Consider the following 25444-nt stretch of genomic DNA (forward strand, 5'->3'; position numbering starts at 1 on the left):
CATGGCTGTATCATCCGCGACTGTGGCCACCTCACGCCGCGTGCCCGCAGTGCGACTCGCCGTCTACGGCGTCGTGCTTACGATCGGCCTGATCCTGATGTTCGCGCCGTTTCTGTTTCCCGATGTGCGGGCGCAGGAGGTTGCGGCGCGCATCTGCGTCTTCATCGTTCTGGTCGCGAGCTATGACCTGCTGATCGGCTACACCGGCATCGTCTCCTTCGCGCACACGATGTTCTTCGGCCTCGGGGCCTACGGCACCGCGATCGCGATCAAGACCATGGGTCCCGGCTTCGATGCGATCCTGCTCGGAGGCGGTCTTGGTGTGCTTGCAGCATTGATTCTGGCGTTTCTGATCGGGCTTTTGTCGCTGCGGGTGAAGGCGATCTTTTTCGCCATGGTCACGCTCGCGGCGGCATCGGTGATGCTCGTTCTGGCGAGCCAGCTCTCCGAATTCACCGGCGGCGAGGACGGCATGACGTTCACCGTGCCGCGCTTCTTCTCGCCCGCCAACGAACTCCTGACCGATGGGGACGGCAAGGCGCTGCGCGTGTTCGGTGTGGCGCTCAACGGCCGCCTCGCGCTCTACTATTTCGTCTTCCTGTCGTCGCTGATCCTGTTCCTTGCCCTGCTGCGCATCGTCGTCTCTCCGCTCGGCACGGTGCTGGAAGCAATCCGCGAGAACGAGATGCGCGCCGAGGCGATCGGATACCGCGTGGTCGCCTATCGCACCGCGATCTTCTGCATCGCAGCGGTCATTGCGGCACTGGCCGGCATCGTGCGCGCCGTCTGGCTGAAATATGTCGGCCCCGATGTCGCGTTGTCCTTCGACATTATGATCGACATCCTGCTGATGGTGGTGATCGGGGGTATGGGCACGATGTACGGCGCCGTCATCGGGGTGGTGCTGATGACGCTGGCGCAGTTCTATCTGAAGGATTTGATGGCGGCGGGCGCAAGTGCGACGGCGAATCTGCCGCTCCTGCCCGACCTTCTCAATCCCGATCGCTGGCTTCTCTGGCTCGGCGTGGTTTTCATCCTCCTGGTCTATTTCTTCCCGGCGGGCATCGTCGGCACCATACTCGGCAAGGGCGGGCACAAATGACGGACTATCGCTCTTCCTTCATCCATTCCGGCGGTTTCGAACTGCATGTCACGGAATGGGGCGATCCCGCCAATCCGCCGCTGGTGATGTGGCATGGGCTGGCGCGCACCGGTCGCGATTTCGACGAGGCGGCGGCAGCGCTCTCCGACACCTACTTCGTCATCTGCCCGGATACGCTCGGCCGTGGAATGTCGAGTTGGGCACGGGACTACACGACAGACTATTCGTACCGCGTCTTCGGCGAGACGGCGCTCGCGATCCTGGATCACTACAGGATAGGCGACCTGCGCTGGGTCGGCACGTCGATGGGCGGCCTGATCGGGGTGACGCTGGCGGCAAACGCGCTGCGGGAGCGCATCACCCATCTGGTGATCAACGATATCGGCCCGGATATTCCCGAAGCGGGCACGGGGCGCATTTCGTCCTATGTCGGCAATCCGCCCGTCTACGATACGGTGCTGGAACTGGAGGCTTGGCTGCGCGCCAATTACGAGCCGTTCGGGCAAAACACGGACGCATTCTGGCGCCGCATGGCGGAAACGTCGTCGCGTCGCACCGACAATGGGCGCATTACCGTCCATTACGATCCGGCAATCGTGTCGCAGTTCACGCATCACAGGGCCGATCTGGACGTCTGGGATGCGTATGACCTGATTGTTGCCAAGACCCTGCTGATCAGGGGGGAGAGCTCCGACGTTTTGTCGGCAAAGGTCGCGGAAGACATGCAAAGGCGCGGGCCGAGGCCGAGGCTGGAAGTGATGCCCGACTGCGGCCACGCGCCCACGCTCGCCAGCGATTTCGAGATCGCGATGCTGCGCGATTTTCTCGCTGACTAATCCTTCTGAAGCAGTTGTTCGATCTCGTCGATCGTGTGGCTGGTGAGGGTCTTCGTGACCTGCCCGACCACGCGGTCTTCGACTTCCTTGTGCAGTTCCTTGCGCATTTCGCCCATCACGAGCGGCGGTGCCACGATGACCAGACGCTTGAAATCGCCGCGATGGGCTGACTTGTAGAGGCGCTCGGCGATATCCTTTGCAAAGCGTTCCTTCTCGACGCGATGCCAATCCGTTTCTTCTACCGCGCTGCGGTGTATGCTCGGCCCATCGTTGAATCGGCCCGGCCTGTCGGTGCCCTGGTCATGCGTAGCCGGGTTCTGCTCCTTGACCTCTCGAAACACTTCCAGATTGGGGTATTTCGCGTCGCCTTCATTGCGAAGGAACAGGGCTTTTTCCCCATCGGCGACGACCACCCACGTGTCGTGTGCAAGTCTGAAGTCAGGCATGTTCGGCTCCTTTTGTGGTGCTCTTGCAGTCACTCGCCAACGTCGCTTGACGCGCTCCTGTTCCGCGAAATGTCACCTTTCTTACGAACGAGGGGCATAAGTTTGCGCGTTTGTGGCGCGCCACGGAAAAGGGATTTCAGGCGTGGCAAGGCGGCGCGAGGCCATTCCTTCAGAAATTGGCGCGTTGCAGCGAAAATACCTCTCATGAACGCCATCCTGCCCGCAAAGTCGGTTTCCCCGGCCAAGCTGAACGCCTTCCCCGTCTTCATGCGGGTCGAGGGTCGCCTGGTCGTGATCGTCGGCAATGGCGAGGAGGCGCTCGCCAAGGCGCGCCTGATGAGCCAGTCCTCCGCGCGGCTGCGCATCATCGCCGAGGAACCGGAAGCAGCGCTTGTCGCTTGGGTCTCGGCCAATGACGTGGACTTCGTTCGCCAGGCCTATGACCCTGCGCATCTAGACGGTGCGGTTCTGGTCTTCGCCGCCACCGGCGAGGAAGTGCATGACGCGCGCGTGGTTGCGGATGCGCGCAGCGCCGGTATTGCGGCCAACGCGGTGGACCGCCCCGAACTCTGTGACTTTTTCACGCCGGCGCTGGTCAATCGCGCGCCGGTCGCGATCGCGATCGGCACCGAGGGGGCAGGGCCGGTTCTCGCCCAGATGATCCGGGCGCGGATCGACCAGATGCTGTCGCCGTCGCTTGGGCGGCTCGCTACGCTCGCCAGCGCCTATCGCGATGCCGCCGAAAGGCTCCTGCCGCGCGGCAATGCGCGCCGCCAGTTCTGGAAGGCGTTCTTCACGGGCGAGGTTGCGCACTCGGTGGCAGTGGGCGACGAGAGCCAGGCCGGCCTGTCGGCCTCCGCGCTGCTGCGCAATGGCGGGCGCACCGCCGGGCACATCTCGCTCGTGGGCGCAGGCCCCGGTTCGGAAGATCTTATTACGTTGCGCGCTCATCGCCTGCTGATGGAAGCCGACGTCATCGTACATGACGCGCTGGTGCCGGAGGCGGTCATCGCGCTGGGTCGCCGCGACGCGGAGCGCATTGCCGCCGGCAAGCGCAAGGGTTGCCATTCGAAGTCGCAGGCCGAGATCAACGACCTGCTGGTTGAGCTCGGCCGCGAAGGCAAGCGTGTCGTCCGGCTGAAGTCGGGCGATCCGCTGGTGTTCGGCCGTGCTGGCGAGGAGATGGCGGCGTTGCGTGCCGCAGGCATCTCCTACGAGGTCGTGCCGGGCGTGACGGCGGCTTTCGCCGCCGCTGCCGATTTCGAGCTGCCGCTGACGCTGCGTGGCGTCGCGTCCTCGATGGTGTTCACCACCGGTCACGATCTCAGGGGCAATTCGCTGCCGGACTGGGCGAAACTCGCCGTCGCCGGCGCGACCGTCGCTGTCTATATGGGCCGGTCGATCGCGGCTGACGTGGCGGCGCGCCTGGCCGAAGCCGGCCTCTCACCCGACACGGCTGTCGCCGTTGTCGAGAATGCGAGCCTGGGTCACCGCAAGCTGTTCCATGGAACGCTCGCCGACCTGCCTTCGCTGGAACATCGATCCGACCTGACCGGGCCGGTGATGACCATCATCGGTGACGCCGTCGCCGGAGCCAATTTCGACAAGTCTGAGCCGCTCGCCGCCCACAAGGGCGCGCGCGTGTTCGCCCGTGCACAGTGAAAGGATGCATCTCATGAAAGTCCTGACCGCAAACCGCCTGATCGATGGTGAAGCCGTTTGGCTCGCCAGCGACCATTCCTGGGCCGAGACGATCCATGCCGCCGAGATCGCGCGCGACACGGAGACGGAAGAGAAGCTCGAACGCGCCGGCAAGGCCGCCTACCTCAAGAACGAGGTGGTCGACGTCAATTTGATCGACATCCAGCTTGTCGACGGTTCGATCCGCCCGACGCGCCTGCGCGAGCAGATCCGCGCATCCGGCCCGACCAACCGCACCGACCATGGCAAGCAGGCGCGTCCCGAGATCGCCGCCGCCGCGTAAGCAGACCCTGCAAGGATATCCCAGCATGTACCGCTACGATGAATTCGACCACGGCTTCGTGAAGGCGCGCGTCGGCGAATTCCGCGATCAGGTGGATCGCCGCCTCGCCGGCGAGATCACGGAAGACCAGTTCAAGCCGCTGCGGCTGATGAACGGCGTCTACCTGCAGCTCCACGCCTACATGCTGCGCGTCGCCATCCCCTACGGTACGCTGAATTCGCGGCAGATGCGCGTGCTCGCCCACATCGCGCGCAAGTACGACAAGGGCTACGGCCACTTCACCACGCGCCAGAACATCCAGTACAACTGGCCGGCGCTGGCCGACATTCCGGCGATCCTCGACGAACTCGCAAGCGTCGAGATGCATGCGCTTCAGACTTCGGGCAATTGCATTCGCAACGTGACTGCCGACCATTTCGCAGGCGCTGCCGCCGACGAAGTCGCCGATCCGCGCCCTTATGCCGAAATCCTGCGGCAGTGGTCGTCGGTCCATCCGGAATTTTCCTACCTGCCGCGCAAGTTCAAGATCGCGGTGACGGGTGCCGAGCGCGACCGCGCTGCGATCCAGGTCCACGACATTGGTCTGCATCTGAAGAAGAATGCGGCCGGCGAACTGGGCTTTGCCGTCTATGTCGGCGGCGGGCAGGGTCGTACGCCCATGATCGCCAAGAAAATCCGCGACTTCCTTCCCGAAGAGGATTTGCTGACCTATTCGACCGCGATCCTGCGCGTCTACAATCTGAACGGCCGCCGCGACAACAAGTACAAGGCCCGCATCAAGATCCTCGTTCATGAAACCGGCACCGAGGAACTCACCCGTCAGGTCGAGGCCGAGTTCGCCGAGTTGAAGAACTCCGAACTCAAGCTTCCCGATGCCGATATCCGCGCGATCGAAGCCTATTTCGCGCCGCCGGCCCTTGCCGCGCGTCCCGAAGGCGAAGCGGCCGTGAAACAGGGGCAGCTCGACAATCGCAACTTCGCCGCCTGGCTGAAGCGCAACGTCACCACGCACCGTCACCCGGACTACGCCGCCGTCACCATCTCGCTCAAGGGGATCGGCGAGGCACCGGGCGATGCGTCCGACGACCAGATGGATGCGATCGCCGACATCGCGGAGGCCTTCGCTTTCGACGAAATTCGCGTCAGCCACGAGCAGAACCTGATCCTGCCGCATGTCGCGCGTGCCGATCTTCTGGCGGTCTATGAAAGGTTGGTCGCGATCGGTCTGGAGACGCCGAATGCCGGCCTGATCACGGACATCATCGCCTGCCCCGGCCTCGACTATTGCGCGCTCGCCAATGCCCGCTCGATCTCGGTGGCGCAGGATATCGCCAAACGCTTCGCCTCGCAGGAGCGCCAGGAGGCGATCGGCGAGTTGAAGCTCAAGATTTCCGGCTGCATCAACGCCTGCGGCCACCACCATGTCGGCCATATCGGCATCCTCGGCGTCGAGAAGAAGGGGGCGGAGCTTTATCAAGTCACGCTGGGCGGCTCCGGCGACGAAAACACCTCGATCGGCGATATCGTTGGTCGCGGCTTTGGCCCGGACGAAATCACCGACGCGATCGAGACGGTCGTCGAGACCTACATGGCCTACCGCGCGGGCCCCGAGGAAACTTTCCTCCAGGCCTATCGCCGGCTTGGCGCTGCTCCGTTCAAGGAGGCGCTCTATGGAGGCGAAGCAAAGGCAGCCTGACGCCGGGCTCGACGCGTTCGAGCTCGCCGCATCGCTGGAAGCGCGTTTCGGCCGGCTGGATCCGGAAGACGTCATCTCGGTCGCCGCGACACGCTTCGGCGCGGGCAAGATCGCTGCCGTGTCCTCCTTCGGCGCGGATTCGGCCGTTCTCCTGCACATGATCGCGCAGATCGATCGCACGCTACCGATCGTCTTCCTCGATACCGGCAAGCATTTCGACGAGACGATCGACTATCGCGATCAGCTTGCCTCCGACCTCGGCCTGACCGACATCCGCATCGTCACCCCGAAGGAGGAAACGCTCGCGGGCGCGGATCCGAAGGGCGACCTGCACAAGACCGACACCGACGGCTGCTGCGCGATCCGCAAGGTAGAGCCGATGGCCCGTGGGGTATCGCCGTTCCGGGCGTGGTTCACCGGCCGCAAGCGCTTCCAGGCATCGACACGCAACGCAATGCCGGTTTTCGAGGCGGTGGGCGAGCGCATCCGCATCAACCCGATGGCGCGGTGGAACACCGAGCAGTTGGCGGTCTATATGCGCCAGCACGATCTGCGCGAAAATCCACTGGTCGCCTTCGGCTACCTGTCGATCGGTTGCTTTCCCTGCACGCAGCCTGCAAAACCGGGCGAGGATGCCCGTTCGGGGCGTTGGGCCGGCAAGGGCAAGACCGAATGCGGCATTCACCTGACAGGGCTCGAAAAGTCGCTGACCTCGTCGTCTCTTTAGGATCGGTATCATGAACGAGATCGACACCGCGCCAGGCGCGCGCCTGTGGACGCCGGAAGGCTTTCGCGAGGACGAATGGTCCCATTCGGAAAGCGCGGGCGCGCTCGCCGGCAACCACCGCGTGATCCTGCCGCTTCAGGCCTTCCTCGCGCTCGACCCCGAGCAGCGGGATGCGCTGGCAGGACGGATTGGCGTCCATATCCTGCCCGGCGAAAACATCGAGGCGATCGTACCGCATCTTCACGCTTTGCCGCTGATCTCGCTCGGCTTTCCAGCGTTCAGCGACGGCCGCAGCTATTCCAAGGCGGAACTGCTGCGCACGCGCCATGGCTACACCGGCATCGTACGCGCCTCCGGCGATGTCCTCATCGACCAGATCCCGCTGATGATCCGCACCGGTTTCAACGAATTCGAGGTGAAGAACCCCACCGCTCTCAAGCGCCTGGAGGAAGGGCGCGTGGGCGGCATCCCGTTTTATTACCAGCCGACCGCGAAAGCCGAGGACGAAGGCGCGCGTTACGCGTGGCGGCGCATTCCCGCCGCTTGAGCCTGCGGATTCTGGGCCTCATGGGTTGCATATTGGCCCAAGGGGTCTATATCGGGCGTATCTTCAGGCGCCCGAGGAATCGGGACGCATTGTCCAATCACCTCTCGTGACATGGCGCCCTCCGCAGGATCGCATCAGCGACCTACCCATGCTCTGCCTGTTTATCACAGACAGGACGAACCCGTTAAAGTCAGGAAATCCATTGCAGGTCATCGTACGCGACAACAATGTCGATCAGGCCCTTCGGGTCCTCAAGAAGAAAATGCAGCGCGAAGGCGTCTTCCGCGAAATGAAGGCGCGCCGTTCTTACGAAAAGCCATCTGAGAAGCGTGCTCGCCAGAAGGCTGAAGCCGTTCGCAGGTCCCGCAAGCTCGCCCGCAAGCAGGCACAGCGCGAAGGACTTCTTCCCGCTCCCAAGAAGAAGGTGCGCCCGACCGGTCGTCCGGCTGCTCCGTCCGCAAACGCGGCATAATCAATTTAGCTGATTTTGGTTGGCGGCCTTTTGGCCGCTAGCCTGCTACTGCCGGCGGCCGCGGTTTCTGCGTTCCGCACGATCGAGTTCGCCCAACAGGGCAACGAACTCGTCCGGCACGTCCATGGTAGGCTTGAATGCCGGAATCCGGGCAAGCATGCGGCGATTCGTGTCCGAGCCGATCTCCTTTCGGATCACCTTGGTCAGCGCTCTCTCTCGCATCTGTTTGGCCTTCGTTTCAGACATTTTCCGATTCCACGTTCAGGAAAACAGTCGACGCAACGGATTGTTCCAGATGTCGGCTTCACACACATCATCAAGCCGGTAACACGGTAAAGTTTTACTTAAATTGCAATTTATCCATTCTGGACGCAGGAAAACCGTGCGTTTTCAGATGGCGGAAGATTTCCACCATCCTGTCCAGCCCGGCGCGCGCGCCGGGTTTGTGTCGAAAACTGGGCAGTCCCGCGCGCTCGCCTCGTCAATTCGGTTCGAACGGCCCTGCTTCTTCAGATCGTTTCCGTCACCTTGCGCAGATGCGCGGGGCGGTCGGGGTCGTTGCCGCGCAGGCGCGAAAGCTGTTCCACGAACACGTAGAACGAGACTGCCTGACAGATCGGATCGAGCGCGGGATGCGGAGCATCGGCGCAAGGCAGGCGGCGCACGGCATCGCCTAAAGCCCCACCCGCAAGCCAGACATCTGCGCCGGCTGCCGACAGGCGCCGAGTCGTGTCTATAACGCCCGACCGCGCTTCATCGCGGGGCACGAAGACCAGCGCGCGCAATCCTTCACCCGCCAGCACGAGAGGTCCATGCAGCACCTCCGCCGTGCTGAAACCCTCGGCATGAACCGCGCATGTTTCCTTCAGCTTCAGCGCGGCCTCGTATGCGATGGTGAGCGCGGGGCCACGGCTGAGGCAAAAGGCGGACGTTGCGTCCGAGAACGACGCATTCGCATCGCTCCAGTCACATGCTAGCGCGGCTTCGAGCGCTTTCGGCAGCATCCGGATTGCAGCCAGAAGCTCGTCGTCCCGCGACCAGGACGCGACGATCGCGGCAATGGCGACGAGGGACGCCACATAGCTCTTCGACGCCGCGACGGCCTTTTCCGGGCCGGCCAGCAGGGGCGCGGCGAGCTCGGCCACGTCGCTTGCCGGTGCCCCCTCCGCATTGACCAGTGCCATGGTCAGCGCCCCACCCTCGCGACCCGCTTCGAGCAGCGAGATCAGGTCGGGGCTTGCACCGGACTGCGAGATCGCGACCAACCCGGCCTGCCGTAGCTGCAGCGACGTCTTGTAGATCGATGCCACCGACGGCCCCATCGATGCGACGGCGATGCCGAGACGCGTCTCGACGAGATATTTCAGATAGGTCGCAGCGTGGTCGGACGTGCCGCGCGCAGACGTGACCAGAAAGGCCGGCGCGCGTTCGCGCAAGGCGGTGCCCATCGCGGCGTACGCGTCCATGCCGTGTTCGATCTGCCGCGCGACGACCGACGGAATCTCCCGCGTCTCGCTTGCCATCATCGTCTGCGTCATGAGCGCCTCCTCTCTGTGTTACTGCCGCGCCTGCCCTGCATCCCGTCCGCAGAGAATGCAAGATGCTTTTGTCTCGCCGGCATTCGGTTGATTGCGTTGCGCGCTCGCGCCGACTCAGGTCTTTTTGCCTGACCGCGTGTTGAGCGTCATAGATGCTGCCACGCAGCCTATCGCGAGTGTGACGCGTGCAATGACGTTCGTATCCCGCCGCATATCATAATGATGGGACGAACCGGATGAACGAGACGACGATCACGCCCGACGATGCCCACGCTCTTGTCGTGGCGGCCCTTATCGCATCCGACACGTCGCGGGAAAACGCGGAGTCCGTTGCCCGCGCGCTTGTCGGCGCGGAACTGGTCGGGCAGGGCGGTCATGGCCTGCGCCGGGTCGCTGCCTACACGGCACAGGCGCGGGTCGGCAAGGTGAACGGGCAGGCACGGCCAACTGCAAAGCAGATGCGGCCGGCCGCAATTCTCGTCGATGCGGGGCACGGCTTCGCCTTTCCAGCGCTCGATCTTGCGATTGACACGATCGACCCGATGGCGCGCGAGCAGGGAATCGCAATGGCGGGCATAACGCGCTCGCATCATGCCGGCGTTGCTGGTCTCACGGTGGAGGCGCTGGCCGATCGCGGACTCGTCGCCCTCATGTTTGCCAATACGCCCGCAGCGATGGCGCCATGGGGCGGGCGGCGCGCGCTCTTCGGCACCGATCCGGTCGCCTTCGCGTGTCCCGCAGACGATGCGCCGCCGATCGTCGTCGACGTCTCGCTTTCCAAGGTCGCGCGCGGCAAGATCATGGCCGCGAACCAGAGCGGCAAGCCGATCCCCGAAGGCTGGGCGACGGACGCCGAGGGCAGGCCCACGACCGATGCGGCCGCCGCCATGAACGGATTCATGGTTCCGCTCGGCGATGCGAAGGGCACCGCGCTGGCGCTGATGGTCGAGCTCCTGTGCGCTGGTCTGACCGGCGCGAATTTCGCATTCGAGCAGTCGTCTCTGTTCGATGCCGAAGGCGCGCCGCCCGGCAACGGCCAGATGATCATCGCGATAGACCCGGCACTTTTCAGCGGCAACGCGCTCGCGCGCTTCGGCCTGATGGCGGAAGCGATTGCGGGCCAGGAAGGCGCGCGCGTGCCGGGCAGCAGGCGTCACGCAATGCGCCAACGTTTCATGCGAGACGGGATCCCGGTTGAAACCGATCTCCTCGACCAGATCCGCCGGATCGCCGGCGGCTGAAAAACGGAAACAGGGCGACTGACTTTGCCGGCTCCAGAAGATATTCTGTGCTGATGGACCAGAAGACACCCCAGCCACGCCTCCGCTTTCGGCTTCTCCTCGGCCGAACGGCGATGATCGGCCCGGGCAAGGCCGACCTCCTCGAGGCGATTGCCGCGACCGGCTCGATCTCCGCTGCGGGGCGATCGATGGGGATGAGCTACAAGAAGGCGTGGTATCTCCTCGATGCGATGAACAGCCATTTCGCCAGCCCGCTGGTGGAAGCAAGCCGGGGCGGCAGCGGCCATGGCGGCGCGCATCTCACGCCGATGGGACGGGATGTCCTCGCCCGCTACCGGGCCATAGAGGCCAAGGCCGCCGCCGCCGTCGCGGCCGAGATGGACGCCTTCAACGCTCTGATCGTCGAGCCGCCGCATAGTTCCTGAAATCCCGGCATGAAAGGCTCTTGTGAACGCACGATGGCCGATATAGCCTGATGTCTATATCGGTATCCGGCATCGCCGTCTTTGGAGGAAACATGATGATGACCAACAGGCGACGTCTTCTCAGGTTTGGTGCTGCGGCCCTCGCTCTTGCAGCGCTCGTCCTGGCCCCGATGCCTTCTGCCGTCGCTCAGGAGAACGTGACCGTCTTTGCGGCCGCAAGCCTCAAGACCGCACTCGATGAAGTGAACGCAGCCTGGAAACAGGAGACGGGCAAGGAAGCGACGATTTCCTATGCGGCCAGTTCGGCGCTCGCCAAGCAGATCGAAGAGGGCGCGCCCGCCGACATCTTCATGTCCGCCGATCTCGACTGGTTGGCCTATCTCTCCGAGAAGAACCTGACGAAGAAGGAGACCGAGACGCAGTTGCTCGGCAACCGCATCGTCCTTGTTGCGCCTGCCGATTCCACCGTCGAAACGAAAATCGCTCCGGACTTCGACCTCGCATCGTTGCTCGGTGACGGTCGCCTGGCGATGGCCAACATCGATTCCGTTCCCGCAGGAAAATACGGCAAGGCCTCGCTCGAGGCGCTTGGCGTCTGGGCATCCGTCGAAGCAAAAGTTGCGCAGGCCGAAAACGTCCGCGCCGCGCTGGCGTTCGTTTCGACCGGAGAGGCACCGCTGGGCATCGTCTATGAGACGGATGCCGCGGCTGATCCGCAGGTGAAGACAGTCGACGTGTTTCCGGACGATACGCATCCTCCCATCGTCTATCCGGTAGCCGAACTCGCAGAGTCCGACGCGCCCGATGCCGCGGCCTTCCTGGAGTTCGTTCAGTCGACAACCGCAAAGGGACTGTTCGAAGAGCAGGGCTTCACGGTACTGTCCCCGTCCTCCACCAATTGAGGGCAGACTGATCGATGGAGTGGTTGGTACTGAGCCCGGACGAGTGGACCGCCGTCCGCCTCTCCATCTGGGTTTCGCTCTGGGCGTCGCTCGCGAGCCTGCCGCTTGGCATAGCCATAGCGTGGGTGCTCGCGCGCAAGGAATTCTGGGGCAAGTCGGTGCTGAACGGCATCGTCCATCTGCCGCTGATCCTGCCGCCGGTCGTCACCGGATATCTCCTGCTCCTGACTTTCGGTCGGCGTGGGCCGGTGGGATCCGTCCTCGAATCCTGCTGCGGCATCGTCTTTTCCTTTCGCTGGACAGGCGCAGCGCTGGCCTGCGCGATCATGGCCTTTCCGCTGATGGTGCGCGCGATCCGGCTGTCGATCGAAGCGGTCGACCGCAAGCTTGAGGCCGCCGCCGGCACGCTCGGCGCCAATCCCGTCTGGGTCTTCGTCACGATCACCCTGCCGCTGATCCTGCCGGGCATCATCGCCGGGCTGATCCTCGCATTCGCAAAGGCGATGGGCGAATTCGGCGCAACGATCACCTTCGTGTCCAACATTCCCGGCGAAACCCAGACATTGCCATCCGCGATCTACACGTTCACGCAAGTGCCCGGCGGCAATCTCGGCGCGCTGCGGCTGACGCTTGTGTCGATCGCGATCGCCATGATGGCGTTGATCGCGTCCGAGATATTCGCCCGCCGCGTCAGCCGGCGTATGGAGATCGAATGACGCTCGCAGTCTCGGTCAGGAAGACACTGGGAGCCTTCGACCTCGAGGTCGCGTTCGAGGGCAGCGGCAGCTTCACCGCGCTCTTTGGCCCGTCCGGGTCCGGCAAGACGTCGCTGGTCAATCTGATCGGTGGACTGTCGCGGCCGGATAGCGGCCGCATCGAGATCGACGGCCGTGTCTTGATGGATACAGCATCGCGAAAATTCGTTCCGCCGCACCGCCGCCGCATCGGGTACGTCTTTCAGGATGCACGGCTGTTTCCGCACCTGACCGTCGACCAGAACCTCCGCTATGGCCGCTTCTTCGCGCCCGCATCCGAGCGTTATGCGGAGTTTGGCGCGGTGGTTGATCTGCTCGGCATCGGGCATCTGCTGCAACGGCGCCCGGCATCACTGTCGGGCGGGGAGCGCCAGCGCGTCGCGATCGGGCGTGCGCTGATCGCGAGTCCGAGGCTGATCCTGATGGATGAGCCGCTGGCCTCGCTGGACGAAGCGCGCAAGGCGGAAATCATCCCCTATCTGGAGCGGCTTCGCGACGAGACGAAGATTCCGATCGTCTATGTCAGCCATTCGATCCTCGAAGTGGCGCGCCTCGCGACCGACATCGTGGCGCTGTCGGCAGGCCGTGTCACGGCGTCGGGTCCGACCCGCGATGTTCTCGCCCGGCTCGATCTCGTACGTGGCGAGGAACGGTCGGAAGCCGGCGCCGTCGTCCGGCTGCAGCTTGTCTCAAGGGAACCGGATTTCGGGCTCAGCCTGTTCCAATCGCTCCATGGCGAATGGCATCTCCCGTCGATCGACGCGGAGCCGGGTTCGGTGGTGAACGCGCGGGTCAGGGCGCGCGACGTGATGCTGGCGACGAAAAGACCCGACCAGTTGAGTGCGCTGAACGTTCTGTCGGGAACGGTCGCCGAGATATCCGAGAGCGATGGAGCGGATGCGCTCGTGGCGGTGGATTGCGGCGGCGATCGTCTGTTCTCCCGCATCACGCGCCATTCGGTGCACGCGCTTGCCCTGAAGCCGGGAAGGCCGGTCTTCGCGATCGTGAAGAGCGTCAGCATCGAGGATGTTTCGCCGCCCTTCGGTTGATCGCGAGTTGAAGCAGCCTACGCGCTCACCTATCGTCCAGACGATGATCGTCGCGCGAGGACCAAGGTGACAGACTTTCTTTTCGATGGACCGGCGGACGCGGCCGTGACGGTGCTGCTTGCCCATGGCGCCGGCGCGCCGATGGACTCGGCCTCGATGACTGCCGTCGCGAAGGCACTTGCGGCCGAAGGCCTCAGGGTCGCACGCTTCGAGTTCGGCTACATGGCCGCCCGGCGATCGGGCGGACGAAAGCCTCCGCCGCGCGCGGAAACCCTGATCGCCGAATACGTGGCGGCGATCGATGCACTTGGCGCGCGCGGGCCGCTGGTCATCGGCGGCAAGTCGATGGGCGGGCGCGTCGCCTCGATGGCTGCGGACGATCTTCATGCTCTCGGGCGCATAGCCGGGCTGCTGTGCCTCGGCTATCCGTTCCACCCGCCGGCGAAACCGCAACAGCTTCGCACCGCGCATCTGGCGGACCTCAAGACGCCCACCCTGATCTGCCAGGGAACGCGGGATCCGTTCGGCACGCGCGAGGAGGTGTCCGGCTACACCCTGTCGGACTGGATCGAGATCCTCTGGCTCGAGGACGGTGACCACGATCTGAAACCGCGCAAATCCATATTCGGCTTCACGGCTGCCGATCACATGAAGACGCTGGCCGAGGCCGTCGGAGCGTGGTCGTCGCGGCTGCGCGCATGAAGATTGCGACTTTCAACATCAACAATGTCAACCGCCGTTTACCGAACCTGCTCGACTGGCTCGACGAGGCGCACCCCGACGTGGTCTGCCTGCAGGAGTTGAAGGCGGCTGACGACGCATTTCCGCACGAAGCTTTGAAGGAGGCCGGCTACGACGCCGTGTGGAAAGGCCAGCGGACGTGGAACGGCGTCGCCATCCTGTCCCGGATCGGTGAACCGGTGCTGACGCGAACGATCCTTCCCGGCGACCGGTCGGATATCCAGAGCCGCTACATCGAGGCCGCCGTCAACGGCGTGCTGGTCGCGTCGATCTACGCGCCGAACGGCAACCCGCAGCCCGGCCCGAAATTCGACTACAAGCTTGGCTGGCTGTCGCGCCTCGCGCGGCACGCCACCGCGCTGCGCAGGACCGGGGCACCGGTCGTGCTGGCGGGCGATTTCAATGTCGCGCCCACCGATCTGGATATCTATCCGACCAGATCGTGGGACGACGATGCGCTGATTCAGCCCGAGAGCCGCGCTGCGTTCCGCACGCTTCTGGGGCGAAGCTGGACCGACGCGATCAGACATCGCCACGGCGGGGACCGCATCTACACCTTCTGGGATTACAAACGGCAGCGCTGGCCGAGAGATGCGGGGCTGCGGCTCGACCATCTGCTGCTGAGCCCCAATCTGCGCGACCGGCTGACCGATGCGGGCGTCGATCGCGACGTGCGGGGGCGTGACGGTGCAAGCGACCACGCCCCTGCCTGGGTCACGCTGGATGCGTGATCTTGCGATCCAACGCTACAGCTTGACGCGTGTCTCCCGCTCCCAGAGGCGAAGTTTGCCGCACGCATCCAGGAACCCGGTCGCGGCGCCTGCGGAATCGAGCGCGATCACGCCCGCATCCTCGCCGCCGGCGATCCCGCCTTTCACCAGTAGCGCCTCGGCGTCCACCGAGTGTCCTATGAACTTGCAGTGCGCGAACGCGTCGGCGACGAAATCGCGCGCCGCCGCTTCCTGCGCGAGAAGGGCGGCGCCCTCCTTGGACACAAGCAGCGCGACCGCGTCGAACAGCACGGAAGGGCCACCGTCGATCATGTGATCGGCTTCAATCGCCGTCCCGTCGGACGCCGTGACGCCGCCGACCTTGGGCGCGACGATTTCCATCACGGCTCCGATCTTGTCGATCGCCGTCTGCAACGCCTTCACCAGCTTCGCGTCCACGCCATCGCTGACGAGAACGCCAAGCTTCCTGCCCTTGAAGCTCTCGGGTCCATTCTGGATGATCGAAAGCGCCTTGGACGGCGCAAGATCGTCGCGCGGCGTGACTGCAGCATCGGCGGGTTTGGGCAGTTTGGTGATGCCGAGTTTTTCGGCCACCGTCGCGGCAAGGGTCTGGTCGATGTTGAGCAGATGCGAAACGACCCGTTCGCGGATCACAGGCGTTTCCACTTTCGACAGTTCGAAGGTGAGCGCCATCGCGATATGGCGCTGCTCGGTTTCCGTCTGGCTGCCGTAGAACTGCCTGGCCTGGCTGTAGTGGTCGGCAAAGCTTTCCGCCCGCAGCCGCACCTTCGGGCCTTCTACCGTCTCGGCATAGGAACGGAACCCGCGCTCCGGGCTCTCGCGCGGGCCTTCGCCCCAGGAGTTCGGCTGGTAGTTCACGCGCCCGACCGGGTTGCGCATCGCCATATGTCCGTCCTGCTGGAAATGATGGAACGGGCATTTCGGCGCGTTGATCGGGATATGCGTAAAGTTGGTCGATCCCAGTCTTTTGATCTGCGTGTCGAGATAGGAAAAGTTGCGTCCCTGAAGCAGCGGATCATTGGAGAAATCGATCCCGGGCGGCACGTTCTGCGTCATGAACGCGACCTGCTCGGTCTCCGCGAAGAAATTGTCCGGCATTCGATCCAGAACAAGGCGGCCGACCGGGATCGGCTTGAGAACCTCCTCGGGGATCAGCTTGGTCGCATCGAGGATGTCGAAGTCGAATGCGTCGGCGAAGTCCTGGTCGAAGAGCTGTACCTGCAACTCCCATTCGGGATAGTCGCCAGCCTGGATCGCGTCCCACAAATCGCGGCGGTGGAAGTCGGGATCGGCGCCATTGATCTTGACCGCCTCGTTCCAGACGACCGACTGCATGCCGAGCTTCGGCTTCCAGAGAAACTTGACGAAGGTCGATTTGTCGTCGGCATCGAGGAAGCGGAAGGTGTGGACGCCGAACCCTTCCATGAAGCGGAAGGAGCGTGGAATGGCGCGATCCGACATGACCCACATGATCATGTGCATCGATTCCGGTGTGAGCGAGATGAAGTCCCAGAAATTGTCGTGCGCCGATGCCGCTTGCGGAAAGCCGCGATCGGGTTCGGGTTTCACGGAATGGACGATGTCGGGAAACTTGATGGCGTCCTGAATGAAGAAGACCGGAATGTTGTTGCCGACGATGTCCCAGTTGCCCTCCTGAGTATAGAGCTTGACGGCGAAGCCCCGCACGTCGCGGGCGAGGTCGAAGGACCCCTTGGAGCCCGCGACGGTCGAGAAGCGAACGAAGGCGGGTGTCTTCTCGCCTGCGCGCTGAAAGATATCGGCGCGGGTGTATTTGGCGAGCGAGTCGTAGGTCTCGAAATAGCCATGCGCGCCGTAGCCGCGCGCATGCACCACGCGCTCCGGAATGCGCTCGTGGTCGAAGTGGAAGATTTTCTCGCGAAAGTGGAAATCCTCGATCAGCGTCGGACCGCGCGCGCCATATTTCAGCGTGTTCTGGTCGTCCGCGACAGGGCCGCCCTGCGCGGTCGTCAAGACGGGCGCGTCGCCCTCGGCGATCTGGTGCAGTTCTCCGCCTTGCCCGCGAACAAGCGTCTGGTCGTGGATCGTGACTTGCTCTTTCGCCGGCGGCGGTGCCGCGGGGGTCTGTTTCTTCGCCATGGAGTGTCCCTTCGAGGTTCAGTCTTGCGCGCAGCACCGGCGCAAACCTTCACAGAACCAACTGTCACCTCGAAGCTATGTTCCGCACGAGCGGATTGACTCGTGTTCGGCGTCGTCCTCTAGTACGCGCATCGTGGTTCTTCCGAGTCTCTTTCGAGGCTTGGAGGCTAAGAGGGAAGTCGGTGCGCGCTCGCGCAAATCCGACGCTGCCCCCGCAACTGTAAGCGGCGAGCTCATGTCTAACGATGCCACTGGCGAGGATGTCGCCGGGAAGGCCGGACAGAAGCGATGACCCGCGAGCCAGGAGACCTGCCTCGATATGTGAACGTCCACGGGCGGGGTGCCCGGTGTACGCTTGCAGTCGTGGGTATCGACCCGCGTCACATGGCATGCGTTCGCTGAAGCTCTCCTCCCAACCATCGGGGAAGATGATGCCTGCGACTGCCGAATATGTTGAAAATCCCGCTTCCATGAAACGCGTTCCGGCGCCGGAACAGGTCTTCCTGTCCTGGTTGATGGCTCAGCCGGAGAATATCGACCTGACAGTCGCCGCGATGCGCGAAGTCGCGCGGCTGTCGCGTTACGACGGGCCGCATGAGGGGCCGGTCAGGCTGCGCGGCATGTTCGTGTCGCTCGTCGAGGAACTGGGAGGCAGCGCGCATTGAGTGGAGCCCGGCGCATCGTCTGCCTGACCGAGGAGACCGTCGAGACGCTCTATCTCCTGGGTGAGCAGGATCGGATCGTCGGCGTTTCCGGCTATGCGGTGCGCCCACCGCAGGTGCGCCGCGAGAAACCACGCGTCTCGGCCTTCACCTCAGCCGACATGCCCAAGATTCTGGCTCTCGACCCCGACCTCGTTCTGACCTTCTCCGATCTCCAGGCGGATATCGCGGCCGAACTCATCCGGGCGGGCATCGCGGTCCATGCCTTCAACCAGCGCGACGTTGCAGGCATTCGGGCGATGATCCGCACGCTCGGCGCGCTGGTGGGTGCTGTCGAGAAGGCGGAGACGCTGGCGCAGGGATACGAAGACCGCCTGCGCGTCATCGCCGCCACGAGCCGCGCCGGCCCGCGTCCTCGCGTCTATTTCGAGGAGTGGGACGATCCGATGATCAGCGGCATCGGCTGGGTCGCCGAGTTGATCACCATCGCGGGCGGCGAGGACGCGTTCCCGCAGCTTTCCGCCCAGAAAGCCGCGAAGGACCGCATTCTGACGGGTGACGATGTGATCGCGGCCGCTCCCGACGTGATCCTCGCATCGTGGTGCGGCAAGAAGGTCGTGCCCGACCGGATTCGTCAGCGCCCCGGCTGGCAGGCGATCCCCGCGATCCGCAACGACCGCATCGTCGAGATCAAATCGCCGCTAATCCTCCAGCCCGGTCCTGCGGCGTTGACCGACGGGCTCGACACTATCGTTGCGGCCCTTCACGGCGTCTGAATCATAATCATGAACAGCAAGCTTATATTGACATAAAGATATCCTTATGTGATTTTGTCTCTATGACAGATCATGAACGGCAAGACTCCGCGCTGGACGACCTTTTCGGCCCGCTCGCCACGAAACGCGATGGCAGTGAGGTGCGCGCCGCACTCGAGGCCGCCGCGCGCGAACGCATCCTCATTCTAGACGGTGCTATGGGCACCCAGATCCAGGGGCTCGGCTTCGACGAGGACAAGTTCCGCGGCGACAAGTTCGTCGGTTGCGCCTGCCACCAGCAGGGCAACAACGATCTCCTGATCCTGTCGCAGCCCAAGGCGATCGAGGAAATCCACTACCAGTACGCGATCGCCGGCGCGGACATTATCGAGACCAACACCTTCTCCTCCACCTCCATCGCCCAGGCCGATTACGGCATGGAGGATGCGGTCTACGAATTGAACCGCGACGGCGCGCGGCTGGTTCGGCGCGCTGCGATCCGCGCCGAGCAAAAGGACGGCAAGCGCCGCTTCGTGGCTGGCGCGCTGGGGCCGACGAACCGCACCGCATCCATGTCGCCCGACGTCAACAATCCCGGCTACCGCGCGGTGAGCTTCGACGAGTTGCGCATCGCCTATGGTGAACAGTTGCGCGGCCTGATCGACGGCGGCGCCGACATCATCCTGATCGAGACGATCTTCGACACGCTGAACGCCAAGGCGGCGATCTTCGCCTGCGACGAGATTTTCCGCGAAAAGGGCATCGATCTGCCGATCATGATCTCCGGCACGATCACTGACCTGTCGGGACGGACCCTGTCCGGCCAGACGCCGACGGCCTTCTGGCATTCGATCCGCCACGCGAACCCCATCACCGTGGGTCTCAACTGCGCGCTCGGCGCCGACGCGATGCGCGCGCATCTCGCCGAGATTTCCGGCGTCGCGGATACCTTCGTCTGCGCCTATCCGAATGCCGGCCTGCCGAACGAGTTCGGCCAGTACGACGAAAGCCCCGAATTCATGGCGGCTCAGATCGAGAATTTTGCGCGCGAGGGCCTCGTCAACGTCGTCGGCGGCTGCTGCGGCTCGACGCCGGAGCATATCCGCGCCATCGCCGAGGCGGTCGCCAAATATCCGCCGCGCGAAATCCCGCAAATCGAGCGCCGCATGCGGCTGTCCGGTCTCGAACCCTTCACGCTCACCGACGAAATCCCCTTCGTCAATGTCGGCGAGCGCACGAACGTCACCGGCTCGGCGAAATTCCGCAAGCTCATCACTGCCGCCGACTATTCGGCCGCCCTTGATGTCGCACGCGATCAGGTCGCCAACGGCGCGCAGATCATCGACATCAACATGGACGAGGGTCTGATCGACTCGCAAAAGGCGATGGTCGAGTACCTCAATCTGATCGCGGCCGAGCCCGATATCGCGCGCGTTCCCGTGATGATCGACAGTTCCAAATGGGACATCATCGAAGCCGGCCTGAAATGCGTTCAGGGCAAGCCGCTGGTGAACTCCATCTCCATGAAGGAAGGCGAAGATGCCTTCCTGCACCACGCGCGGCTTGTCCGTGCCTACGGCGCGGCGGTGGTCGTCATGGCCTTCGACGAGGACGGCCAGGCCGACACGCAGGCGCGCAAGGTCGAGATCTGCACCCGCGCCTACAAGCTTCTGACCGAAGAGGCCGGGTTCCCGCCGGAAGACATCATCTTCGATCCGAACGTCTTCGCGGTCGCGACCGGCATCGAGGAGCACGACAATTACGGCGTCGACTTCATCGAGGCCACGCGCGAGATTATCCAGACCCTGCCGCACGTTCACATCTCCGGCGGCGTCTCGAACCTGTCCTTCTCGTTTCGCGGCAATGAGCCGGTTCGCGAGGCGATGCACGCCGTGTTCCTGTACCACGCCATTCAGGTCGGCATGGATATGGGCATCGTCAATGCGGGCCAGCTCGCGGTCTACGAATCGATCGATCCGGAACTTCGCGAGGCCTGCGAGGATGTCGTCCTCAACCGCAAGCCCGCAGCCGGTGGCTCCGCGACCGAGCGTCTGCTCGAACTCGCCGAACGCTTCAAGGGCACAGCGGGCAAGGAAGCCAAGGAACGCGATCTCGCATGGCGCGAATGGCCGGTCGAGAAGCGGATCAGCCATGCGCTTGTCAACGGCATCACCGAGTTCATCGACGCCGACACCGAGGAAGCCCGACTGAACGCGGAACGGCCGCTGCACGTCATCGAAGGCCCGCTGATGGCGGGCATGAACGTGGTCGGCGACCTCTTCGGTGCGGGCAAGATGTTCCTGCCGCAGGTGGTCAAGTCGGCCCGCGTGATGAAGCAGGCCGTGGCCGGTCTCCTGCCGCATATGGAAGCCGAAAAACTCGCCAATGCCGCCAAGGGCATCGACAATGGCGAGCGCCAGACGGCCGGCAAGATCCTGATGGCGACGGTGAAGGGCGACGTCCACGACATCGGCAAGAACATCGTCGGCGTCGTGCTCGCCTGTAACAATTACGAGATCATCGATCTCGGCGTCATGGTTCCGGCGGCGAAAATCCTGCAGACCGCGAGGGACGAGAAGGTCGACATCATCGGTTTGTCAGGCCTGATCACGCCGTCGCTCGACGAGATGGCCCATGTGGCTGCCGAGATGGAGCGCGAAGGCTTCGACATTCCGCTGCTGATCGGCGGGGCGACGACGAGCCGTGTCCACACGGCGGTGAAAATCCATCCGCGCTATGCGCGCGGCCAGGCGGTCTACGTCACGGATGCGAGCCGCGCGGTGGGCGTCGTCTCGTCGCTTCTGTCCAACGAGGCGAGGGGCGGCTACGTCGAGACGGTGCGCGCCGAGTACAAGAAGGTCGCCGACGCCCATGCGCGATCCGAAGCCGACAAGCAGCGCCTGCCGCTCGCCAAGGCGCGGGCGAATGCCCACAGCATCGACTGGTCGGCATACGAGCCGCCGAAGCCGTCTTTCCTGGGCGTCAAGGTGTTCGAGGACTGGGATCTGGCGGAACTCGCCCGCTACATCGACTGGACGCCGTTCTTCCAGACATGGGAGATGAAGGGGCGTTATCCGAAAATCCTCGAGGACGAGGCGCAAGGCCCGGCGGCCCGCCAGTTGTTCGAGGACGCGCAGGCGATGCTGAAGCAGATCATCGATGAGCGATGGTTCGCGCCGAAGGGCGTGATCGGTTTCTGGCCGGCTAATTCCGTGGGCGACGACATCAGGCTTTTCACGGACGACACGCGCAACAGCGAACTCGCCACCTTCTTCACGCTGCGCCAGCAGCTCGCGAAGCGCGATGGCCGGGCAAATGTCGCCCTGTCGGATTTCGTGGCTCCGCGGGAAAGCGGCAAGGCGGACTATCTTGGCGGCTTCATCGTGACGGCCGGCATCGAGGAGGTCGCGATCGCCGAACGCTTCGAGCGTGCGAACGACGACTATTCGTCGATCCTGGTGAAGGCGCTGGCCGACCGTTTCGCAGAGGCTTTCGCCGAGCGTCTTCATGAGCGGGTTCGCAAGGAATACTGGGGCTATGCGCCCGATGAAGCGCTGATGCCCGACGATCTGATCGGCGAGCCCTATCGCGGCATCAGGCCCGCACCGGGCTATCCCGCGCAGCCCGACCATACCGAGAAGACGACCTTGTTCAGGCTCCTCGACGGCGAGAAGAACGCCGGCGTCAGCCTGACGGAGAGCTTTGCCATGTGGCCGGGCTCGTCTGTGTCCGGCATGTATCTGGCGCATCCCGAAAGCTATTATTTCGGCGTCGCCAAGGTCGAGCGTGACCAGGTCGAGGACTACGCGGCGCGCAAGGACATGGCGCTTGCCGACGTCGAGCGCTGGCTCGGCCCGATCCTCAATTACGTGCCCGCGCAATATGCCGAGGCGGCGGAATAGCGACGCCTTTGCAACACCATCTGGAGTGGCGGTCTCTCTGTCGTCTTTGCGCTTGGCCGATGTCGTTTTCGTATGACCGGAATCGGCGGGACGATGGTTAGATCGTGATGCTTAAGGTGCTCGTCCGTTTCGGGCGAGAGAATTGGGAAGCCGGTTCAATGCCGGCGCTGCCCCCGCAACGGTAGCGAAGCGTGAAGTCTCGACGGGAGCCACTGGGCAGTTGCCTGGGAAGGTGTCGGGGCGGTCCGGCAGGACAGCTTCGAAGCCCGGAAACCAGCCTTGAGCGGAATGAACTCGACTGATCGCGGTGGGCGGTCAAGCGGTGAATAGTCACGCTCGGGCCGGTTTCGGTCACGCGTGATCATTCCCCCCTGAAATCACCACCAGTTCAGTCCTTGCAATGTTGAGGACAGGACATGGATGCGCGCAACGACATGATGAGACGGCTGAAAAGCCGCCGCGAAGGCTTTTCGCTCGAGCAGCCTTTCTACACCGACCCTGACTATTTTAAGCTCGACATGGAGCTGATCTGGTATCGCGACTGGCTCTTCATCGGCCATGATTGCGAACTCCCCAGGCCGGGCAGCTTCATCACCGTCCAGGTCGGCACCTATCCGGTCGTGCTTGTTCGCGACCAGAAGGGCGACATCCGTGCCTTTCACAATTCCTGCCGCCATCGCGGCAGCCGTGTCTGCAACACAGCGAAGGGAACCGCCGCCAAGCTGGTCTGCCCCTACCATCAGTGGACCTACGATCTTGACGGCCAGCTCGTCTTCGCCCGCCAGATGGCGGAGGGTTTCGACAAGAGCGATTTCAGCCTGAAGCCGGTCGCGTGCGAGAGCGTCGGCGGCTACGTGTTCATCTGCCTCGCCGATCAGCCGGCGGATTTCGCACCCATGCGCGCGATGATCGAGCCGTATCTGCTGCCGCATCGCCTGAGCGAGGCGAAAATCGCCTTCGAAAGCACGATCGTCGAGAAGGGCAACTGGAAGCTCGTCTGGGAAAACAACCGCGAGTGCTACCACTGCGCGGCCAACCATCCCGAACTCTGCAAGACCTTCCCCGAGGCGCCGACGGTCACCGGCGTCAACGGTGCGGAGAGCGATCCCGAAATGGTCGAGCACTGGCGGAAATGCGAAGCTGCCGGCCTGCCGAGCAGGTTCCGCATCGATCCCGCCGGCCAGTATCGCGCGACGCGCGCGCCGCTGCTGCGCGATGCGGTGAGCTACACCATGTCGGGCAAGCGGGCGGTGAGGAAGAACCTCTCCGACAGCGTCTCGACCGAGAAGATCGGCTCTCTGCTTCTCTATCACTACCCCACGACCTGGAACCACATTCTCGGCGACCACGCGGTCACCTTCCGCGTGCTGCCGATCAGCCCGACCGAGACCGCGGTGACGACGAAATGGCTGGTTCACAAGGATGCCGTCGAGGGCGTCGATTACACTCTCGAAGAGCTGACGCATGTCTGGACCGAGACCAACGACCAGGATCGGCGGATCGTCGAGGAGAACGCGTTCGGCATCCTGTCGCCCGCCTACGAGCCCGGCCCGTATTCGGAACTGCATGAGGGCGGCGTGATCCAGTTCGTCGAATGGTACGCCAACTTCATGGGGCCGAGGCTCGCCGAAGGCGATCGCCCGGCGCTGCGCAGCGTGGCGTGAGGCGGCTACGATGAACGCCATGACGGAACTCGGCCTCTATCGCCACCTCGATGAGATGACGCCCTGGAACGACAAGCTCCAGGTTCTGGAATGTATCGGGGTGGTCGAGGAGGCGCCGGACGTCAGGACGTTCACCTTCCGCTCGGACAACCAGACCTGGTTCCGGTACATGCCGGGCCAGTTCATCACGCTGGAAATCCCGCTTGGCGACGAACCGCTGATGCGCACCTACACGCTGTCCACCAGCCCGTCGCGGCCATTCTCGATCGCGGTCACCGTCAAGGCGCAGGCCGGCAGCATCGGTACGCGCTGGATGTTCGACAATCTGAAGCCGGGCGAGCACATCAAGGCATACGGACCGGCCGGCACGTTCTCGCTGCACCAGCATCCGGCCGCAAAGTATCTGTTCGTGTCGGCCGGCTCCGGCATCACGCCGATGATGTCGATGCTGCGCTGGCTGAACGACTGCACGCCCTGGACCGACGTCTCCTTCGTGAACTGCGCGCGCAGGCCCGAAGAAATCATCTTCCGCAAGGAACTGGAACTGCTCGGCAGCCGTATGCCGGGCCTGTCGCTGGGCTTCTTGATCGAGGAACGCTCAAGCCGCGAAGGCTGGTTCGGCCATATTGGCCGGATCGATGCGGTGCGCCTGCCGCTGCTCGCGCCCGATTTCCGCGAACGTGAGATTTTCTGCTGCGGCCCTGAGCCCTTCATGCGCGCGGTGCGCGAGATGCTCTCCGCGTCTGGCTTCGACATGGCGCACTACCATCAGGAGAGCTTTGCCGCGCCGCATATCGAGGAGATCACCGCATCGCTGGAGGCCGCTGCCGAGAGCGACCAGGCTGCTGTCCTTGAGGCGGCGAACCCGATCCGTTTCGCGTTCTCCGACGTCGAGGCCGACTGCATCGCCGGGCAGACCGTGCTCCAGACCGCGCGTGCGTCGGGCGTCCGGATACCCGCCGCCTGCGAGTTCGGTCTCTGCGGCACCTGCAAAGTGAAGAAGGTCTCGGGCGAGGTCGAAATGAGCCACAATGGCGGCATCCTCGACCACGAAATCGACGACGGCTTCATCCTCGCCTGCTGCTCGAAGCCGCTGTCGGCGATCGAGATCGAGGCCTAGACCGGATGGG

At 63.8% G+C, this 25444-nt stretch carries 24 protein-coding genes and 2 riboswitches; of the genes, 20 read left to right on the forward strand and 4 right to left on the reverse strand.

Annotated features, from left to right (window positions below):
* Position 1: 1 nt before the first annotated feature.
* The gene (locus AAFN55_RS03840) at positions 2–1102 is read left to right on the forward strand and encodes a branched-chain amino acid ABC transporter permease (RefSeq protein ID WP_347797551.1); all 1101 of its coding nucleotides are present in this window, start codon (positions 2–4) and stop codon (positions 1100–1102) included.
* Positions 1099–1938, forward strand: coding sequence for an alpha/beta hydrolase (locus AAFN55_RS03845; protein ID WP_347797552.1), 840 nt, complete (start codon positions 1099–1101; stop codon positions 1936–1938). The genes AAFN55_RS03840 and AAFN55_RS03845 overlap by 4 nt, the downstream gene beginning before the upstream one ends.
* On the opposite strand, the gene AAFN55_RS03850 is transcribed toward AAFN55_RS03845, so the two are convergent.
* A complete protein-coding gene (locus tag AAFN55_RS03850; protein WP_347797553.1) occupies positions 1935–2384 on the reverse strand; it encodes a host attachment family protein in 450 nt (149 codons plus the stop codon). The genes AAFN55_RS03845 and AAFN55_RS03850 overlap by 4 nt on opposite strands.
* A 204-nt stretch (positions 2385–2588) precedes the next feature.
* Between AAFN55_RS03850 and cysG the strand changes: the two genes are divergently transcribed.
* The 6 genes from cysG to rpsU all read left to right on the forward strand — a co-directional run bounded on the left by cysG (position 2589) and on the right by rpsU (position 7810).
* Positions 2589–4046, forward strand: coding sequence for a siroheme synthase CysG (gene cysG / locus AAFN55_RS03855; RefSeq protein ID WP_347797554.1), 1458 nt, complete (start codon positions 2589–2591; stop codon positions 4044–4046).
* A gap of 13 nt (positions 4047–4059) precedes the next feature.
* Positions 4060–4368 (forward strand): DUF2849 domain-containing protein, encoded by a 309-nt coding sequence (locus AAFN55_RS03860; protein WP_347797555.1) that lies wholly within the window; start codon positions 4060–4062, stop codon positions 4366–4368.
* A 25-nt stretch (positions 4369–4393) separates the two neighbouring features.
* Positions 4394–6064 (forward strand): nitrite/sulfite reductase, encoded by a 1671-nt coding sequence (locus AAFN55_RS03865; RefSeq protein WP_347797556.1) that lies wholly within the window; start codon positions 4394–4396, stop codon positions 6062–6064.
* Positions 6039–6791: a phosphoadenylyl-sulfate reductase gene (locus tag AAFN55_RS03870; protein ID WP_347797557.1), complete on the forward strand. Its 753-nt coding sequence runs from the start codon at positions 6039–6041 to the stop codon at positions 6789–6791. Before AAFN55_RS03865 ends, AAFN55_RS03870 begins: the two co-directional genes overlap by 26 nt.
* 10 nt (positions 6792–6801) lie before the next feature.
* A complete protein-coding gene (locus tag AAFN55_RS03875) occupies positions 6802–7338 on the forward strand; it encodes a DUF934 domain-containing protein (protein WP_347797558.1) in 537 nt (178 codons plus the stop codon).
* A 202-nt stretch (positions 7339–7540) separates the two neighbouring features.
* Positions 7541–7810: a 30S ribosomal protein S21 gene (gene rpsU, locus AAFN55_RS03880; protein WP_347797559.1), complete on the forward strand. Its 270-nt coding sequence runs from the start codon at positions 7541–7543 to the stop codon at positions 7808–7810.
* 45 nt (positions 7811–7855) lie between these two features.
* Here the strand turns inward: rpsU and AAFN55_RS03885 are convergent, their stop codons facing one another.
* On the reverse strand, positions 7856–8056 hold the full coding sequence (locus AAFN55_RS03885) for a hypothetical protein (RefSeq protein WP_347797560.1): 201 nt from the start codon (positions 8054–8056) through the stop codon (positions 7856–7858).
* Positions 8057–8319: 263 nt separating this feature from the next.
* Positions 8320–9348 (reverse strand): SIS domain-containing protein, encoded by a 1029-nt coding sequence (locus AAFN55_RS03890; RefSeq protein ID WP_347797561.1) that lies wholly within the window; start codon positions 9346–9348, stop codon positions 8320–8322.
* Between the two features lie 236 nt (positions 9349–9584).
* Between AAFN55_RS03890 and AAFN55_RS03895 the strand changes: the two genes are divergently transcribed.
* From AAFN55_RS03895 to AAFN55_RS03925, 7 genes are all read left to right on the forward strand, one after another.
* On the forward strand, positions 9585–10589 hold the full coding sequence (locus AAFN55_RS03895) for an Ldh family oxidoreductase (RefSeq protein WP_347797562.1): 1005 nt from the start codon (positions 9585–9587) through the stop codon (positions 10587–10589).
* A 53-nt stretch (positions 10590–10642) separates the two neighbouring features.
* Entirely contained in the window at positions 10643–11014 is a 372-nt protein-coding gene (locus AAFN55_RS03900) for a LysR family transcriptional regulator (RefSeq protein ID WP_347797563.1), read from the forward strand.
* Between the two features lie 98 nt (positions 11015–11112).
* Positions 11113–11916 (forward strand): molybdate ABC transporter substrate-binding protein, encoded by an 804-nt coding sequence (modA, locus tag AAFN55_RS03905; protein ID WP_347797564.1) that lies wholly within the window; start codon positions 11113–11115, stop codon positions 11914–11916.
* 14 nt (positions 11917–11930) lie between these two features.
* The gene (gene modB, locus AAFN55_RS03910; RefSeq protein ID WP_347797565.1) at positions 11931–12632 is read left to right on the forward strand and encodes a molybdate ABC transporter permease subunit; all 702 of its coding nucleotides are present in this window, start codon (positions 11931–11933) and stop codon (positions 12630–12632) included.
* Complete coding sequence (modC, locus tag AAFN55_RS03915; RefSeq protein WP_347797566.1) at positions 12629–13720, forward strand: molybdenum ABC transporter ATP-binding protein; 1092 nt, start codon at positions 12629–12631, stop codon at positions 13718–13720. Before modB ends, modC begins: the two co-directional genes overlap by 4 nt.
* Positions 13721–13786: 66 nt before the next feature.
* Complete coding sequence (locus tag AAFN55_RS03920) at positions 13787–14422, forward strand: alpha/beta family hydrolase (RefSeq protein ID WP_347797567.1); 636 nt, start codon at positions 13787–13789, stop codon at positions 14420–14422.
* Positions 14419–15192 (forward strand): exodeoxyribonuclease III, encoded by a 774-nt coding sequence (locus AAFN55_RS03925; protein WP_347797568.1) that lies wholly within the window; start codon positions 14419–14421, stop codon positions 15190–15192. The genes AAFN55_RS03920 and AAFN55_RS03925 overlap by 4 nt, the downstream gene beginning before the upstream one ends.
* Positions 15193–15207: 15 nt before the next feature.
* Here AAFN55_RS03925 and AAFN55_RS03930 read toward each other — a convergent pair whose 3' ends face one another.
* Positions 15208–17331, reverse strand: a complete 2124-nt coding sequence (locus AAFN55_RS03930; protein WP_347797569.1) for a catalase — start codon at positions 17329–17331, stop codon at positions 15208–15210.
* Positions 17332–17448: 117 nt separating this feature from the next.
* Positions 17449–17663: riboswitch (cobalamin riboswitch) on the forward strand.
* 138 nt (positions 17664–17801) lie between these two features.
* Between AAFN55_RS03930 and AAFN55_RS03935 the strand changes: the two genes are divergently transcribed.
* From AAFN55_RS03935 to AAFN55_RS03955, 5 genes are all read left to right on the forward strand, one after another.
* A complete protein-coding gene (locus AAFN55_RS03935) occupies positions 17802–17996 on the forward strand; it encodes a hypothetical protein (RefSeq protein ID WP_347797570.1) in 195 nt (64 codons plus the stop codon).
* Positions 17993–18769: a cobalamin-binding protein gene (locus AAFN55_RS03940; RefSeq protein ID WP_347797571.1), complete on the forward strand. Its 777-nt coding sequence runs from the start codon at positions 17993–17995 to the stop codon at positions 18767–18769. The genes AAFN55_RS03935 and AAFN55_RS03940 overlap by 4 nt, the downstream gene beginning before the upstream one ends.
* Before the next feature lie 62 nt (positions 18770–18831).
* Entirely contained in the window at positions 18832–22650 is a 3819-nt protein-coding gene (metH, locus tag AAFN55_RS03945) for a methionine synthase (RefSeq protein ID WP_347797572.1), read from the forward strand.
* Between the two features lie 97 nt (positions 22651–22747).
* Positions 22748–22947: riboswitch (cobalamin riboswitch) on the forward strand.
* 119 nt (positions 22948–23066) lie between these two features.
* The gene (locus tag AAFN55_RS03950; protein ID WP_347797573.1) at positions 23067–24314 is read left to right on the forward strand and encodes an aromatic ring-hydroxylating dioxygenase subunit alpha; all 1248 of its coding nucleotides are present in this window, start codon (positions 23067–23069) and stop codon (positions 24312–24314) included.
* A 19-nt stretch (positions 24315–24333) separates the two neighbouring features.
* Positions 24334–25434, forward strand: a complete 1101-nt coding sequence (locus AAFN55_RS03955; protein WP_347800179.1) for a hybrid-cluster NAD(P)-dependent oxidoreductase — start codon at positions 24334–24336, stop codon at positions 25432–25434.
* Positions 25435–25444 lie beyond the last annotated feature (10 nt).

The sequence above is a fragment of the Mesorhizobium sp. CAU 1732 genome (assembly GCF_039888675.1).
Lineage (GTDB): Bacteria > Pseudomonadota > Alphaproteobacteria > Rhizobiales > Rhizobiaceae > Aerobium.

Excerpts from the sequence above, each read along its gene's own strand:
- AAFN55_RS03840 (WP_347797551.1), top strand. The coding sequence starts at position 2 with ATGGCTGTATCATCCGCGACTGTGGCCACCTCACGCCGCGTGCCCGCA.
- AAFN55_RS03845 (WP_347797552.1), top strand. The coding sequence starts at position 1,099 with ATGACGGACTATCGCTCTTCCTTCATCCATTCCGGCGGTTTCGAACTG.
- AAFN55_RS03850 (WP_347797553.1), bottom strand. The coding sequence starts at position 2,384 with ATGCCTGACTTCAGACTTGCACACGACACGTGGGTGGTCGTCGCCGAT.
- cysG (WP_347797554.1), top strand. The coding sequence starts at position 2,589 with ATGAACGCCATCCTGCCCGCAAAGTCGGTTTCCCCGGCCAAGCTGAAC.
- AAFN55_RS03860 (WP_347797555.1), top strand. The coding sequence starts at position 4,060 with ATGAAAGTCCTGACCGCAAACCGCCTGATCGATGGTGAAGCCGTTTGG.
- AAFN55_RS03865 (WP_347797556.1), top strand. The coding sequence starts at position 4,394 with ATGTACCGCTACGATGAATTCGACCACGGCTTCGTGAAGGCGCGCGTC.
- AAFN55_RS03870 (WP_347797557.1), top strand. The coding sequence starts at position 6,039 with ATGGAGGCGAAGCAAAGGCAGCCTGACGCCGGGCTCGACGCGTTCGAG.
- AAFN55_RS03875 (WP_347797558.1), top strand. The coding sequence starts at position 6,802 with ATGAACGAGATCGACACCGCGCCAGGCGCGCGCCTGTGGACGCCGGAA.
- AAFN55_RS03885 (WP_347797560.1), bottom strand. The coding sequence starts at position 8,056 with ATGTCTGAAACGAAGGCCAAACAGATGCGAGAGAGAGCGCTGACCAAG.
- AAFN55_RS03890 (WP_347797561.1), bottom strand. The coding sequence starts at position 9,348 with ATGACGCAGACGATGATGGCAAGCGAGACGCGGGAGATTCCGTCGGTC.
- AAFN55_RS03895 (WP_347797562.1), top strand. The coding sequence starts at position 9,585 with ATGAACGAGACGACGATCACGCCCGACGATGCCCACGCTCTTGTCGTG.
- AAFN55_RS03900 (WP_347797563.1), top strand. The coding sequence starts at position 10,643 with ATGGACCAGAAGACACCCCAGCCACGCCTCCGCTTTCGGCTTCTCCTC.
- modA (WP_347797564.1), top strand. The coding sequence starts at position 11,113 with ATGACCAACAGGCGACGTCTTCTCAGGTTTGGTGCTGCGGCCCTCGCT.
- modB (WP_347797565.1), top strand. The coding sequence starts at position 11,931 with ATGGAGTGGTTGGTACTGAGCCCGGACGAGTGGACCGCCGTCCGCCTC.
- modC (WP_347797566.1), top strand. The coding sequence starts at position 12,629 with ATGACGCTCGCAGTCTCGGTCAGGAAGACACTGGGAGCCTTCGACCTC.
- AAFN55_RS03925 (WP_347797568.1), top strand. The coding sequence starts at position 14,419 with ATGAAGATTGCGACTTTCAACATCAACAATGTCAACCGCCGTTTACCG.
- AAFN55_RS03930 (WP_347797569.1), bottom strand. The coding sequence starts at position 17,331 with ATGGCGAAGAAACAGACCCCCGCGGCACCGCCGCCGGCGAAAGAGCAA.
- AAFN55_RS03935 (WP_347797570.1), top strand. The coding sequence starts at position 17,802 with ATGAAACGCGTTCCGGCGCCGGAACAGGTCTTCCTGTCCTGGTTGATG.
- metH (WP_347797572.1), top strand. The coding sequence starts at position 18,832 with ATGACAGATCATGAACGGCAAGACTCCGCGCTGGACGACCTTTTCGGC.
- AAFN55_RS03950 (WP_347797573.1), top strand. The coding sequence starts at position 23,067 with ATGGATGCGCGCAACGACATGATGAGACGGCTGAAAAGCCGCCGCGAA.
- AAFN55_RS03955 (WP_347800179.1), top strand. The coding sequence starts at position 24,334 with ATGACGGAACTCGGCCTCTATCGCCACCTCGATGAGATGACGCCCTGG.